Origin of the sequence: Halopseudomonas sp. (assembly GCF_036960865.1) — a bacterium.
Classification (GTDB): domain Bacteria; phylum Pseudomonadota; class Gammaproteobacteria; order Pseudomonadales; family Pseudomonadaceae; genus Halopseudomonas.
On the sequence record NZ_JBALWE010000005.1, the window covers coordinates 158,345 to 172,951 of the forward strand.

Genomic DNA, 14,607 nt, shown 5'->3' on the forward strand with positions numbered 1-14,607 from the left:
TCGGCGCGGCCTTGCCGTGCCGGGCTCAAAGCTTGAGGCCAGAAGTTTTAAGCAGTCCGAGGGCTTGGTGGAGAAGGGGGGCAAATTCCGCCAGCCGTGAAAGTAGCGGTGTGCTGATAAGGGACGCGACATGTCGCGTCCCTATAGTCGGGTGTAGTCCGGGGCATTTCAGGTACGGTTTTTTATCTGTTTGACCCGGTTTGTTCAAAGTTCATTCTGATGATGCTTCCAGCTTCCAGCTTCCAGCTTCCAGCTTCCAGCTTCCAGCGCCGCGATGGCGCGGCAGGTCATAGCAAGGCCGCCAACTCCCGCTCCAGCATCGCTTCGTCACCCAGATTCAGGGCAACCAGCCGACGCAGGTGGCTGATTGAGTCCAGGTCAATATGTTCGCACTGAAAGCCGAGCAGGTTTTCCTCGGCGTGAGCGAGGGTGACTTCCATGCGGATCTGGCTGCCTTCGGACAACTCGATGATCGCAATAAAAGGTGCCTGCGCATGCGTGGGGTCCCAGCTGTCTGGCTGCATGACCAGCAGGCCACGTAGGGATATGTCGACTAATTGTGCAGCGACGCACCAGCCGTCCTGTTGCAGCATGGTCTGGGCATCGAATGGAATGCGGCTGAAGCGCCGTCTGTCATCGTGCATCCGATGGCTCCTGGGTGTTGTGGTCATCGATGCCCTCACTATAGCGCTTTTTGTTGCTTACACCACGCCCTGGGCCAGCATTGCGTCGGCGACCTTGACGAAGCCGGCGATGTTGGCGCCCTTGACGTAGTTGATGTGGCCATCTTCTTCTCTGCCATAACGCTCACAGGCGGCGTGAATGGATTGCATGATGCAATGCAGCTTCTCGTCGACCTCGCCAGCGCTCCAGTGCAGGCGCATGGCGTTCTGGCTCATTTCCAGACCGCTTACGGCAACGCCACCCGCGTTGGCGGCTTTGCCCGGCGCAAACAGAATTCGATGCTCCTGAAACAGGTCTACCGCTTCTAGGGTGCACGGCATGTTGGCGCCCTCGGCGACCGCAATACAGCCGTTGTCGATTAACTGGCGAGCATCCTCGGCGTCCAGCTCGTTCTGGGTTGCGCAGGGCAGTGCAATGTCGCAGGACAAATGCCAAGGGCGCTGACCGACGATGAATTCGCAACCATCGCCATGCAACGATTCCAGGCGTCCACGCTGCTCGTTCTTCAAGGCCATCAGTGCGTCCCACTGGGCCTGAGTCATGCCGTCTGGATAGTACAGGGTGCCCCCGGAGTCGGAGACAGAGACAACCCGTCCGCCTAGCTCCAGAACTTTCTGTGCGGCGTACTGAGCGACGTTCCCCGAGCCGGAAATGGCCACCCGCTTGCCGTCAATTTGTTGGTCACGCTGCTTGAGCATCTGTTCGGCAAAGTACACGCAGCCATACCCGGTGGCCTCGGGACGGATCAGGCTGCCGCCATAACTGATGCCCTTGCCGGTCAGCACCGAGGTGAACTCGTTGCGCAAGCGCTTGTACTGGCCATACAGGTAACCGATCTCACGGGCACCGACGCCAATGTCGCCAGCAGGGATATCCAGGTCGGCGCCAATATGCCGTGACAACTCGGTCATGAACGACTGGCAGAAGCGCATGGTCTCGCCGTCGCTCTTGCCTTTGGGGTCGAAGTCGGCGCCGCCCTTGCCGCCGCCCATTGGCAGTGAGGTCAGAGCGTTCTTGAATACCTGCTCGAACGCCAGGAATTTGAGTACGCCAAGGTTGACCGAGGGATGAAAGCGCAGGCCGCCCTTGTAAGGGCCAATTGCACTGTTCATCTGGATGCGGTAGCCACGATTGACGCGTACCTGGCCGTGATCGTCGACCCAAGGTACGCGGAACATGATGACGCGCTCAGGCTCAATCAGTCGCTCGATGATGCCGTTGTTCAGGTATTTTGGGTTGGCCTCAAGGAAGGGCCATAGACTGCCAAGTACCTCTTCGGCGGCTTGATGGAATTCCGGCTGGTCCGGATCGCGGCGCTTGAGGTGGGCGAGGCAATTGTCGAGGGTATCGGTCATCGGTGCGAGCTATCCTTGAAATCGAGCGAAAGGCGTCGAATCTAGCAAAGCGCGCTTTGCACATAAATGATGCATTGCGTCATTTTGGTGCAATGTGTAACAAGGCGTAAAAAATAGGCGCAAAAAAAAGCGGCCCGAGGGCCGCCTTTCCTGCTGCCTGGTATCAGGCCAGCTTTTTGTAGCGCACGCGGTGCGGCTGCGCAGCGGCTTCGCCAAGGCGTTTCTTGCGGTCGGCTTCGTACTCGGTGTAGTTGCCGTCGAAGAATACCACCTGGGAATCGTCCTCATAGGCGAGGATATGCGTAGCGATGCGGTCAAGGAACCAGCGATCGTGCGAGATGACGATCGCTGAGCCGGGGAAGTCCAGCAGCGCTTCTTCCAGTGCGCGCAAGGTTTCCACGTCCAGGTCGTTGGAAGGTTCGTCGAGCAGCAGCACGTTGGCGCCGCGCTTCAGAGTCAAGGCCAGGTGCAGACGGCCGCGCTCACCACCGGACAGGTCCTTGACGAACTTCTGTTGATCAGAGCCCTTGAAATTGAAGCGCCCCACGTAACCACGGGACGGCACTTCATAGTTACCGACCTTGATCATGTCGAAGCCGTCGGATACCTGCTCCCACACGGTCTTGCTACCGTCCAGATCGTCGCGGCTCTGATCAACGCTGGCGATTTCGACGGTTTCGCCGATGTCGATAGCACCGCTGTCGGGCTGCTCCTTGCCGGTAATCATGCGGAACAGCGTGGACTTACCCGCACCGTTACCCCCGATCACGCCGACAATTGCGCCCTTGGGTACGCTGAAGGACAGGTTGTCGATCAGTACGCGGTCACCGTAACCTTTGCTTACGCCATTGAATTCGATGACCTTGTCGCCCAGGCGTGGACCAGCCGGGATGTAGATCTCATTGGTTTCGCTGCGTTTCTGGAATTCCTGCGACTGCAGTTCTTCAAAGCGCTGCAGACGAGCCTTGGACTTGGCCTGACGGCCCTTGGCGCCCTGGCGTACCCACTCCAGCTCGGCTTTCATAGCCTTGGCGTGGGAGGCTTCCTGTTTGGCTTCGGTACTCAGGCGAGCGGCCTTGGATTCGAGCCACTGCGAGTAGTTGCCTTCAAAGGGAATACCCTGGCCACGGTCGAGCTCGAGGATCCAGCCAGCCACGTTGTCGAGGAAATAGCGGTCGTGGGTAATGGCCACTACGGTCCCGGGGAAGTTGTGCAAGAACTGCTCCAGCCAGGCAACGGAGTCCGCGTCCAAATGGTTGGTGGGTTCGTCTAGCAGCAGCATGTCGGGTGCGGAAAGAAGCAGACGGCACAGGGCTACGCGGCGCTTCTCGCCGCCGGAAAGGTGCTCGATCTTGGCATCCCAAGGTGGCAGACGCAGTGCGTCCGCGGCCACTTCCAGTTGCCGCTCCAGGTTGTGGCCGTCAGCGGCCTGCAGAATGGCTTCCAGTTTGCCCTGTTCGGCAGCCAGCGCGTCGAAGTCGGCGTCGGGCTCGGCGTAGGCAGCATAAACCTCGTCCAAGCGCGCCTGCGCAGCCTTGATTTCGCCTACGGCCTCTTCAACGATGTCTCTGACGCTCTTGTCGGCGTCAAGTTGTGGCTCCTGCGGCAGATAACCTACCTTGATACCGGGCATCGGACGGGCTTCACCCTCGATCTCGGTATCAACACCGGCCATGATGCGCAGCAAGGTGGATTTACCTGCACCGTTGAGGCCGAGTACGCCGATCTTGGCGCCGGGGAAAAAGGACAGGGAGATATCTTTCAGAATCTGACGCTTCGGGGGGACGACTTTCCCAACCCGATGCATGCTATAAACATATTGAGCCATGGGGGCAGAACCTGTTGAATGGGGAGTAGAAAACGCTTCGTCGCGCAACAGCTGGCTGCGGCGGCGAAATTGCAGGCAAGGCTAGCCCAACTGGCCTTCAAGGGCAAACACCGGCCGATGGTGGTCGGGGCTGACGGCGTATTGGGGAATACCGGCAGCCAGGCTCAAGGGAATTGAGGTGATAAACCGCTTTATATCCTGACTTTAAGACAAGTGATCATATTGAATAATAATAACAGTGAATCGCAATGGCCCGCCGAGAACGCTACCGCCGGCTCCGCCCAATCCCAATCGGTGCGAATAGGCTATTTCCTGATCGCCGCTGCAGGCGTATTGGTGCTGGCGCTGCTGGGCTGGCAGTCCTGGGCTGACTATCTGGCACTCAAACGGCAACATCAAATTCAAGTAGAGGAAAGCGTCTGGCTGACCGCGGACCAGATGGCGCTTAATCTGGTCGTTACCTCCACCGCCCTGCGGCGCGTACTCGATTATCAATCCCCTGAACCGGGCACCGGCTCACTGCAGGTAGTGCAGGACCTGTTGCCGGGAGTACTTGATGTGCGTGCGTTGCATTTGGACGGCCCTGGCACGCAGGCGATTTCGCCCTGGCAGCAAACCGCTCGTCGTCTGGCGCTTGGGGGCGAGTCTTTCGGGCTTGATTCTGACCTTGAAAAAAACCAGTTGTTCTGGACGCTCGCCAGTGCAACCCCGGGGCGCTATTGGGTGCTGACGCTGGACGGACGCGCACTCGCGTCGTTAGTGTCTTCACGCGGCGCCTTGGGTTACGTTTGGTTATTGGAAGATGCCGGGCGCAGTCGCGTGCTTGCGCGGCGCCTGGAAGACCGCCTGGTGTACTCAGGCAATGCGCCGATGTCGGCGCAGGAGCGGGAGCGGGTAGTGGTCAGTGCGCCGGTACCGGGTACGCTCTGGCAGGTGCGCGGTCTGGTAGACGCGGATTATTACCACCGTCAGTTGGGGCACCTGTTGCTCAAACGCATGCTGCTGTTGTTCGGCTCACTGCTGGTGCTGCTGTTGGTGCTTTGGCTGCTGTTGCGACAACGGCGCTCCAACCAGCAGTTGCGGGCGCGTACGGCTCAGTCGTTCCGCCACATGCAGGACAGTGAACGGCGCTATCTGGACGTATTCCGCGGCGTCGATATGGCTCTGTGCCTGGCGGATCTCTCGGGGCTGAAATCCTTCATCATGCGCAATGGGCTGCATGACAAGGCGGCGTTGGACAACTGGCTGGCGGATAACCCGCAGCGTCATGGCGAGCTACTGTCGACCATCAATCTGCTTGAGGCCAACCAAGTTACCCTCGACCTGTTGCAGGTGGCGTCGCTGGAACGGCTCATCACCCTGTTGCGCGGCGAGCAATACGTGCGGCCGGGCGGCGCGCGATACCGTCTGATTCTGGCGCTGGTCAATTCGGATACGCGTGTGGAGCTGGAAACGCCGGTACAGGGCGCGGACGGCGAACTGCGCTACTTATGGATGGTTATGCGCCTACCGCGTGAAATTGACGAGTTGCACGCGGTGACGCTCAGTATCACCGACCTGACAGAGCGCCGGCGAATCGAGCTGGCCATGCGCGAGCGCGAGCAGTTCTGGGCCTCGGTGGTGCGCTCTCTGCCGGACTTGGTCTACATCCGCGATATTCACAAGATGGGCGCTGATCAGTTTTTCTTCAGTAACCGCTCCCTCGCTACGCTTTTGGGTTATAGCGCAGAGGAAGAGGAAGCCATGGGCGACAATTACCGGACGCGCCTGCTGCATCCGGACGATCTGGAGTACATGGAGGTAAACCGGCGCCTGCAGCTGGTGTTGTCCGACAATCGCGTACTGGAGTGGCGTGTGCGCTGGCGCCACAAGGATACCGGTTGGCGCTGGTTCAGCATTCGTTCACGGGTGTTCAAGCGCGCTGCCGATGGCAGCGTCGAACAGGTCATCGGGTTTGTGCGTGATGCCCATGCTCAAACGCTGGCGCGGCAGGATATCCAGCGCTCCGAAGCGCGTTACCGGCTGATGGCTGAAAATATCAGTGACATCATCTGGTCAACTGATAGTGAGTTTAATACCGATTTCATCAGCCCCTCGGCGCAACACGTGCTGGGTTACAGCGCGGATTATCTGCTACAGCATGGCTCGGACGAGATCATTGTCGGTGACCGTTACGTCGAGTTCATGCGTGATATAGCGCGGGAACTGAGATCCCAGGTGTACAGCGCGGAAAAAGCCAAGGTCCTGCGCAAGCGCGGCTTTCACCGGCAGATCGTCTCGGATGCGATCAAGGCCGATGGGCGTAAGTGCCCGCTGGAAACCCGCGTCTCGCTGATGTGGAACGAACAGGGACGTTTCCTCGGGTTACTGGGCGTTGCCCGCGATATCACCGAGCAGCGCCGTACCGAGAACCGTTTGCGCATGGCGGCGACGGTCTTCGAGAACACCACCGGCGCGGTGCTGGTAACCGATCCGGCGGGTTACATCGTACAGGTGAACGAGAACTTTACTCGCATCACCGGGTACCGCAGCGATGAAATTATCGATCAACGGCCTACCGTGTTGACTGCCCGGCTGCACGAAGCAACCTTTTATCAGGAAGTCATGGCGTCCCTTGAGCAGCAGGGCCGCTGGGAAGGCGAAATCTGGCAGCAGCGCAAGGACGGCGAGGCGTTTCCCAGCTGGGCCGGCATTACTGCGGTGCAGGATAGCGACGGTGATCTGGTCAGTTACGTCTGCTTCTTCGTCGATATCAGTGAGCGCAAGGCTTCCGAAGCGCGGATTCAAAGTTTGGCCTATTACGATGTGCTGACCGGACTGCCCAACCGCACGCTGTTTCAGGATCGCCTGCAGGCGGCGTTGCAGCTGGCGACCAGGCGTGGCGAGTGGGTTGCCGTGCTGTTTCTGGATCTGGATCGCTTTAAACCGATCAACGACAGCCTTGGCCACGCCGCCGGTGATAGTGTCTTGAAAGACGTTGCGCGGCGACTGCGTCGCTGTGTGCGCGAGAGCGATACGGTCGCGCGCATGGGGGGCGATGAGTTTACCGTCCTGCTGACCAGTCTCAGCGATCACGATGCCGCACTATCAGCGTGTATGCATGTGGCCGAGAAGGTCTTGCTGGCGCTTGGCCCCGCCTTTGTGCTGCAGGAGCGCGAGTTCTTTGTCAGTGCCAGTATTGGTATTGCGTTGTCACCGCAGGATGGCGAAGAAAGCAGTTTGCTGCTGAAGAATGCCGATACCGCCATGTATCACGCCAAGGCCATGGGCAAGGACACCTTCCAGTTCTATCAGAGTGAAATGAACGCCCGGGCGCTGGAGCGCCTGGGCTTGGAAAACGACCTGCGCCGGGCGGTCCATGAACGGGCCTTTCATCTGGTGTATCAGCCGCAATTCAGCTGTCGCAATGGTCGCCTGACCGGCGCTGAGGTTCTGCTGCGTTGGGACGACCCCGAGCGTGGCGCGGTGTCACCGGCTGACTTTATTCCGATCGCCGAAGAGCTGGGCCTGATTCGAGTGCTCGGTGAATGGGTGCTGGATCAAGCCTGCCAGCAGCTTGCCCAGTGGCGCATGAGTGGTTTCACCATGCCCCGAATGGCGGTCAACTTGTCTGCCATGCAGTTTGATGACGGGCAGTTGGTGGAGCAGATATCCGGAACGCTGGAGCGTTACGGGCTGCCGCCACAGGTGTTGGAGCTGGAACTCACCGAAAGCATCCTCTTGCGCAATCTGGAGCAGACCATGAGCACTCTGAACCGATTGAAGGATAAGGGGGTGCATATTGCCATTGATGACTTCGGCACCGGTTATTCGGCTCTCAATTATCTCAAGGACTTCCCGATTGATACGCTCAAAATTGATCGTGGTTTTATTCACGCCATGAAGCCCGATACCCGGGATGCGCGGCTGGCCGAAGCTATTATAGCGATGGGCCGCAGTCTACAGCTGCGGGTGATTGCCGAGGGAATCGAAACCGAGGAGCAGTATCGTTTGGTGGGCAGGTTTGGTTGCGATGAAGTGCAAGGCTTCCATTTGGGGCGCCCGGTGGAGGCTGGCGTGTTCGAGCGGCACTGGCTGCGGCCAATTGAATGAGCGCTTTTTGCCGTCGCCTGAATGCTTTTCAAGTGCCAGTTGGCGTTGCTTGCGTTAAAATGCGCGCCTCTTTTGTTTCTGAACGACCTAGCAGGGGGCCGTTACATGTTTAGCCGTTCCAACGATATAGCCACATACGATGCCGACCTTTGGGCAGCCATGCAGCAGGAAGCCGTGCGTCAGGAAGAGCACATTGAACTGATTGCTTCGGAAAACTACACCAGCCCCGCGGTAATGCAGGCGCAGGGCTCGGTACTGACCAACAAGTACGCTGAAGGTTACCCGGGCAAGCGCTACTACGGCGGTTGTGAGTACGTTGACGTGGCGGAACAGCTGGCCATCGACCGAGCCAAGGCGCTGTTTGGTGCCGATTACGCCAACGTGCAGCCGCATGCCGGCTCGCAGGCAAACAGTGCCGTGTTTCAGGCGCTGCTTACCCCGGGCGACACCGTGCTGGGCATGAGTCTGGCGCACGGCGGTCACCTGACCCACGGCGCCACCGTCAACTTCTCCGGCAAGCATTACAATGCCGTGCAGTACGGCATCAACACCGACACCGGTTTGATCGATTACGACGAAGTTGAAGCGTTGGCGCTTGAGCACAAGCCGAAGATGATCATCGCTGGCTTCTCGGCCTACTCTCAGGTACTGGATTTCGCTCGTTTCCGGGCGATTGCCGACAAGGTCGGGGCATACCTGTTTGTCGACATGGCTCACGTGGCCGGTCTGGTTGCTGCAGGCGTTTACCCGAACCCGGTGCCCTTTGCCGATGTGGTTACCACTACAACCCACAAGACCCTGCGCGGACCGCGCGGCGGTCTGATTCTGGCGCGCGCCAACGAAGCGCTGGAGAAGAAGCTGAACTCTGCCGTGTTCCCCGGCGGTCAGGGTGGCCCGCTGATGCACGTGATCGCGGCCAAGGCGATCTGCTTCAAGGAAGCCATGAGCCCGGAGTTCAAGAGCTACCAGCAGCAGGTGGTGAAGAACGCCAAGGCGATGGCTGCGGTGTTTATCGAGCGCGGTTTTGACGTGGTGTCGGGCGGTACCGAGAACCACTTGTTTCTGCTGTCGCTGATCAAGCAAGACATCACCGGTAAGGATGCAGACGCGGCCCTGGGGCGCGCCTTTATTACCGTCAACAAGAACGCCGTGCCGAACGACCCGCGCTCTCCCTTTGTGACCTCTGGCCTGCGCATCGGCACGCCGGCTGTCACCACGCGTGGTTTCGTCGAGGCGGACTGCCAGGCATTGGCTGGCTGGATCTGCGATATTCTCGACAACATGGGTGATGAGTCGGTAATCGATCGGGTGCGTGACCAGGTCAAGCAGATCTGTGGACGTTTGCCGGTTTACGGTGACTGATACCACCGCTTGCTGAAAAAAGCCCTCCACGACCTGGGTCCGGAGGGCTTTTTTATGGGCTGTCGCCAACCACATGGTAACTGGTTTAATATTTGGCGTTGTTTTAATGACGTTTCTGCCATTGGCCGGCGGCAACGCATGACATGGAAAGGGCGTCGGTCTAGTCTGAGTAAAAAGACAATAGGAATGTATCGCATGAGGCTGCTGGCCTGCTTGATGACATCGTTGGCATTGCTGGCTGCCGACATGCCGTTGCTGCACGCGCAGGAAGCGGCGCAGGCTGAAGTGCAGTCCCAGAGGGTGACGCGCGACCCGTTGCAGGTCGCTATCATGCATTTCCCCGGCTACTCAGAGGTCAACGAGGCGGGTGAGGTCAGCGGCCGTACGGTAACCTTGCTCAAGAAGCTGATGGTTGAGGCTGGCGTCCCTTATGACGTGCGCATCCTGCCGGCAGCGCGTATCTGGAAGGGGCTGGAAGATGGCAGCGTGCACGTCTGGCCTGGCATCGTTAACAAGCCTGGTCTTGAGGCCTTCACGCTGCTTACACAGCGCCCCCTGGGGGTGGTTGGTATCAACCTGTATTACCCGCCCGGCAGCGCTGCACCACAGTGGCCGCAGGGTATCAAGGGCAAACGGGTAATCCTGATCACCAATTACACCTACACGGCGCAATTGATGCGTACCCTGGATGATCCTTCGCTGGATCTCACCTTCCACAGTGGTAGCTCGCACATTGGCGCGGTGCGCATGCTGTTGCGTGGTCGCGGCGACTATCTTCTGGATTACCGGGCGCAGGTTGAAGCCGTAACCAAGCAGTTGAATATCGAGATGTTGCCGCACCTGACGGTAGCGGAGCAGTCGATGCGCCTGGTGGTATCACGACGTACGCCGGGCGCAGCTGAGCTGGTGCAGCAGCTTGACCTCGCGTATGACCGTTTGCAGGCGCGCGGCGAAGAACTCGATATAACTCGGCAGTAATGCACAAAGTTGTTCGCAGAGGCTTGCGCGGATATCTGCTGCTTGATTGAATAGCGCAAATTTTGCGTATTGGCCTTTTGCTATTGGTCGGTGCGGCAGGAGTGTTTTCCAAGGGAAGGGATAGTGATGTCAGACAGTTTCAAAGTGGTCTTCAAGGGTGAGCTGGTGCCGGGCATGGAAGAACCGGCGGTGCGCGGCGAACTGCTGCGCTTGGGGTTTGATGAGCGGCAGGTGCAGTCGCTGCTGACAGGTCGTCAGGTTACCATCAAGAGCAATCTTGACGCGGCCAAGGCTGAGCGTTACCGCCAGCGTCTGCAGGCGGCAGGTTTGATCACCGAGGTGGTTGCGGAGAGCGAGACCGAGCAGGTGATGGCGGTTGCACCTTCGCGCCGTGAACCTGTTATCGCGGATACTGCTTCGTCTGCACCACCTTATGTGGGTAAAACTTCTGCTTCTGCTTCTGGTCGGCGGTCCTCGCGCATCCGTTTTACCGGTGATGGCGGCGAGTATTTCGGTATTTGGATCGTCAATATTCTGCTGCTGATCGTCACACTTGGCTTCTACGCGCCTTGGGCCAAGGTGCGCAACCTGCAGTATTTCTACGGCCACACGCTGTTGGAGGACACCAGTTTTCAGTATCTGGCGGATCCGTGGGTGATCTTCCGTGGTCGGTTGGTAGCGCTGGTTGCGTTGGTAATCTGGTCTGTGGCGTCCAGCTTCTTTCCGCTGGTCGCGATGGGCCTGTTGGTGCTTTTTGTCCCTTTGCTGCCTTGGATCATCGCGCGATCACTCAAGTTTCATGCGATCAACAGCGCCTATCGCAATATCCGCTTTGATTACACCGGCGGATACTGGCAGGCGGTGCAGGTGATCTACCTCTGGCCATTGCTCGCGATCCTCAGTCTGGGTCTGCTTATCCCGTTCTCCGCACAGCGCTGGTACCACTTTTTGGTTGGTAACATGCGTTTCGGTGCCAGTGAATTCAATCTCAATCTTTCCGTTGGTGCGGTGTACATGCTGTTTCTGCGGATGCTTGGCGTTTTGCTCGGATGTGCAGCGCTGGGAGCGCTATTGGGGGAAGTGGTGCATGAGGCACTGGCGTTCGTGTTGGCGATCGTGGGCTATCTGGCGCTCTTCGGGTACCTGCTGGCAGGCATCCACAACCTGGTGATGAATGCCACCACGCTGGAGTCCCATGGTTTCGAGTCGCAGTTGGGCAAGCGACGCATGCTCTGGATCTATCTCAGCAACAGCGCACTGATAATGCTCACTCTCGGCTTTTATACGCCTTGGGCCAAGGTGCGTATGGCGCGTTATCGTGCCCGCTGCACGCAGATGCTCATTCACGGGGATCTGGATGGCTTTGTGGCGGGGCAGGCGCAGCATGCCGGTGCCGTCGGTCTGGAGTTGGGTGACGTGTTTGACGTGGGTATATCCCTTGTCTGACCCGCGGGTTGCCGGGCGTTTTTTTGATGGGCAGTCCAGTGGCGGTCGTGCGGCTTGTGCCAGTGTAGTGGGCGACCAGTTGCACCTTGAAGTGTCAGGCGAGACACGCCGGTACAGCGCTGATCAGGTGCGTCTTGGCGTGCAGGTCGGCAAGGCCAGCAGCTATCTGCACTTGGCCGATGGTGCTGTGCTGGAGTCGCTGGATGTGCCGGGCTTGCAGGGCTTGTCCCTTGCGCTCAAGCGTTCCGGCAGCGCTAGCTGGCTGCAACGCTTGGAAGTCAGCCCCAGACTGATCGTCTGCAGTCTGGTGGCGGTATTGGTCTTCTCCTGGCTGGGTGTGGTTTACGGCGTTCCCTGGCTGTCGAACCAGATTGCCCATGCGTTGCCGGTGGAGTTGGAACGCCATCTGGGTGAGCAGTCGCTGGAGGCGCTGGACAGCTTTTGGACCGAACCCAGCGATCTGAGTGAGGGGCGCCAGCAGGAGGTCCTGACCGCGATGGCGCCTTATTTGCGCGCCATGCAGCAAGCCTACCCCAAGCATCCACTGCAATTGCACTTTCGCGCATCCGACGACCTGGGTGCCAATGCCTTTGCGCTGCCCGGTGGGCACCTGGTATTTACTGATGAGATGGTTGCGCTGGCCCAACATGATGAAGAGCTGGCTGCTGTACTGGCGCACGAGGTCGGGCACGTCATACACCGCCACGGTTTGCGCAACGTGGTGCAGAGCTCATTACTGGTGTTTGTGATGGTCTCGCTGACTGGGGATATCTCGGCGGCATCCGATATCACCGTGGGGCTACCCTCGTTGTTGGCGAATCTGAGTTATCAACGTGGTATGGAGACCGAAGCAGATGACTTTGCGCTGGCCTTTTTGCGGCAGCAGGGAATAGCGCCACAGCGCTTTGCGGACATCATGACGCGACTGGATCCGCCGGCGACGAAAGAAGAGGAGGGTGGCGCCGCGGCGAGCAGGTTAGACAGTTTCCTGTCTACCCACCCGCCGACGCCTGAACGCATTCAGCGTTTTCAGACTCCTGACTGACCCAAGCCCAGCGTGCTCAGGGTGCGGCTACGCACCCGCTTGAGCAGCTCCGCATCATCGATCAGCGACTGGCCATAGGAGGGTACCAGTTCCTTCATGCGTGCCTGCCACTCGGGGCTGGCAATGCGATCCTTGAAGCAGCGCTCGAGTACATCGATCATCGCCTGTACGGCAGTAGACGCGCCCGGCGATGCACCCAGCAGTGCGGCCAGAGTACCGTCCTTGGCCGCCACAATCTCGGTACCGAATTCCAGCTTGCCGTGACCCTTGGCGTCTTTCTTGATGATTTGTACGCGCATGCCCGCGTTCTGCAACTCCCAGTTCTTTTCCTGAGCATCGGGGAAGAAGTTGCGCAGCGACTCGACTCTGTCTTTGTGCGATTGGAACGACTCGGCAATCAGATACTTGGTCAGATCCATGTTGTCTCGTCCGACTGCCATCATCGGTGCCAGGTTGTAGGGTTTGACTGAGGAAAACAGATCAAACACCGAGCCTTTCTTCAGGAACTTGGTGGTGAAGCCAGCAAAAGGGCCAAACAGCAGTGCCGGCTGACCGTTGATGATGCGCGTATCCAGATGCGGAACCGACATCGGAGGAGCGCCGACCGGGGCCTTGCCATACACCTTCGAGCTGTGACGCTTGACCACTTCTGGTTCTTTGCAGACCAGCCACTGTCCGCTCACAGGGAAGCCGCCGTAGCCCTGGCTTTCGTCGATCTGGGACTTCTGCAGCAATGGCAACGAGCCACCGCCAGCGCCAAGGAAGACGAACTTGGCGTTGAAGGTTTTGTCTTCGCCGCTGCTGTCGTCTTCAACATTGACACGCCAATGCCCTTTCTTGCTCTTTCGCAGGCTTTTCACCGAGTGCTTCAGGCACAGATCGAAACCGTCCTGCTGCTTGAGATGCTCGACCAACTTGCGCGTGAGAGAGCCGAAGTCGACGTCGGAGCCATGCTCGACGCGGGTCGCGGCGATGGGCTGATTCGCATCCCGGCTGGACATCACCAGTGGCATCCATTCGCGCAGTGTGTCGGCGGAGTCGCTGTATTTCATTTCCGCAAACAAGTGATGATTGCTCAGCAATTCATGGCGTTTGCGCAGGAATTCGACATCCTTTTGGCCCCAAACAAAGCTTTGGTGTGGAGTTGTATTGATGAAGTCGGATGCTTTGGGCAGGATGCCTTGCTCGACCAGATAGGTCCAGAACTGCAGGGTTACTTCAAATGATGCGTTGATGGCCAGGGCGCGGTCGATGGCGATGTTGCCCGCTGCGTCCTGTGGAGTGTAGTTCAGCTCACAATAGCCGGCGTGACCGGTACCGGCGTTGTTCCAGCCGTCGGTACTTTCGTGAGCAACGTGGTCCAGACGCTCGACCAGGGTAATGGTCATCGCCGGATCCAGCTGTTTGAGCAACATCCCTAGCGTAGCGCTCATGACACCACCACCGACCAGCAATACATCTACATTTCTTGCTGTCATTAACATGTCGCCTCTTTGGTAAAAATCAAGGAGCCTCTTGAGCTCTCCAGTGATCATACTGGCCAATGTCGGGGCGGCTAGCAAACGGGCTTGTTCTCGACCAAGGCTTTTGGCTGGCATCGAGAGCACGTCAAGCGGTGTGCTGCTTGCTCCGAAAGCCCTGGCGTGGCGGCAGCAGGCTGAACAGTCTAGAGGCTGACTGGTCAACGATGGCGCTCCGGGGTATAAGCTGCCAGGGCTCAATGGACTGACGGTGATCGGCCATTGGAGTAGTTCAGAGAGGCGTTATCATACCGGTTAAATCGGGCCGGTGACAGAATCAAAGCGGTGGCAATGACG

The 14,607-nt window shown here is 58.7% G+C and carries 10 protein-coding genes; 6 read left to right on the plus strand and 4 right to left on the minus strand.

The genetic code is table 11. The features are described from left to right. Nucleotides 1–287 precede the first annotated feature (287 nt). From V7747_RS08805 to ettA, 3 genes are all read right to left on the minus strand, one after another. Nucleotides 288–644 (minus strand): PilZ domain-containing protein, encoded by a 357-nt coding sequence (locus tag V7747_RS08805; RefSeq protein ID WP_335615667.1) that lies wholly within the window; start codon nt 642–644, stop codon nt 288–290. Nucleotides 645–701: 57 nt separating this feature from the next. Then, the gene (gene gdhA, locus V7747_RS08810; protein WP_335615668.1) at nt 702–2,039 is read right to left on the minus strand and encodes an NADP-specific glutamate dehydrogenase; all 1,338 of its coding nucleotides are present in this window, start codon (nt 2,037–2,039) and stop codon (nt 702–704) included. Between the two features lie 163 nt (nt 2,040–2,202). Then, complete coding sequence (gene ettA / locus V7747_RS08815; RefSeq protein ID WP_335615669.1) at nt 2,203–3,867, minus strand: energy-dependent translational throttle protein EttA; 1,665 nt, start codon at nt 3,865–3,867, stop codon at nt 2,203–2,205. Nucleotides 3,868–3,885: 18 nt separating this feature from the next. Here ettA and V7747_RS08820 point away from each other — a divergent pair, with 18 nt between their 5' ends. The 6 genes from V7747_RS08820 to V7747_RS08845 all read left to right on the plus strand — a co-directional run bounded on the left by V7747_RS08820 (nt 3,886) and on the right by V7747_RS08845 (nt 12,790). After that, nucleotides 3,886–4,044 (plus strand): hypothetical protein, encoded by a 159-nt coding sequence (locus V7747_RS08820; RefSeq protein ID WP_335615670.1) that lies wholly within the window; start codon nt 3,886–3,888, stop codon nt 4,042–4,044. Nucleotides 4,045–4,089: 45 nt separating this feature from the next. Then, nucleotides 4,090–7,959 carry a sensor domain-containing protein gene (locus tag V7747_RS08825; protein WP_335615671.1) on the plus strand — a complete coding sequence of 1,290 codons (3,870 nt, stop codon included), beginning with the start codon at nt 4,090–4,092 and terminating at the stop codon, nt 7,957–7,959. A gap of 105 nt (nt 7,960–8,064) precedes the next feature. Further along, nucleotides 8,065–9,321 carry a serine hydroxymethyltransferase gene (gene glyA, locus V7747_RS08830; RefSeq protein WP_335615672.1) on the plus strand — a complete coding sequence of 419 codons (1,257 nt, stop codon included), beginning with the start codon at nt 8,065–8,067 and terminating at the stop codon, nt 9,319–9,321. Between the two features lie 195 nt (nt 9,322–9,516). After that, nucleotides 9,517–10,299, plus strand: coding sequence for a substrate-binding periplasmic protein (locus V7747_RS08835; RefSeq protein WP_335615673.1), 783 nt, complete (start codon nt 9,517–9,519; stop codon nt 10,297–10,299). A gap of 126 nt (nt 10,300–10,425) precedes the next feature. Continuing rightward, a complete protein-coding gene (locus tag V7747_RS08840) occupies nt 10,426–11,745 on the plus strand; it encodes a YjgN family protein (RefSeq protein WP_335615674.1) in 1,320 nt (439 codons plus the stop codon). Beyond that, nucleotides 11,720–12,790 carry a M48 family metallopeptidase gene (locus tag V7747_RS08845; protein WP_335615675.1) on the plus strand — a complete coding sequence of 357 codons (1,071 nt, stop codon included), beginning with the start codon at nt 11,720–11,722 and terminating at the stop codon, nt 12,788–12,790. The genes V7747_RS08840 and V7747_RS08845 overlap by 26 nt, the downstream gene beginning before the upstream one ends. Here V7747_RS08845 and mqo read toward each other — a convergent pair. Continuing rightward, nucleotides 12,775–14,268 carry a malate dehydrogenase (quinone) gene (mqo, locus tag V7747_RS08850; protein WP_335615676.1) on the minus strand — a complete coding sequence of 498 codons (1,494 nt, stop codon included), beginning with the start codon at nt 14,266–14,268 and terminating at the stop codon, nt 12,775–12,777. The two genes, V7747_RS08845 and mqo, sit on opposite strands and share 16 nt — an antisense overlap. Nucleotides 14,269–14,607: the final 339 nt, after the last annotated feature.

What these genes read in the sequence shown, in the direction of transcription:
- glyA (WP_335615672.1), top strand. Translation starts at nt 8,065, where the DNA reads ATGTTTAGCCGTTCCAACGATATAGCCACATACGATGCCGACCTTTGG.
- V7747_RS08805 (WP_335615667.1), bottom strand. Translation starts at nt 644, where the DNA reads ATGCACGATGACAGACGGCGCTTCAGCCGCATTCCATTCGATGCCCAG.
- V7747_RS08820 (WP_335615670.1), top strand. Translation starts at nt 3,886, where the DNA reads ATGGGGAGTAGAAAACGCTTCGTCGCGCAACAGCTGGCTGCGGCGGCG.
- ettA (WP_335615669.1), bottom strand. Translation starts at nt 3,867, where the DNA reads ATGGCTCAATATGTTTATAGCATGCATCGGGTTGGGAAAGTCGTCCCC.
- V7747_RS08835 (WP_335615673.1), top strand. Translation starts at nt 9,517, where the DNA reads ATGAGGCTGCTGGCCTGCTTGATGACATCGTTGGCATTGCTGGCTGCC.
- gdhA (WP_335615668.1), bottom strand. Translation starts at nt 2,039, where the DNA reads ATGACCGATACCCTCGACAATTGCCTCGCCCACCTCAAGCGCCGCGAT.
- mqo (WP_335615676.1), bottom strand. Translation starts at nt 14,268, where the DNA reads ATGACAGCAAGAAATGTAGATGTATTGCTGGTCGGTGGTGGTGTCATG.
- V7747_RS08840 (WP_335615674.1), top strand. Translation starts at nt 10,426, where the DNA reads ATGTCAGACAGTTTCAAAGTGGTCTTCAAGGGTGAGCTGGTGCCGGGC.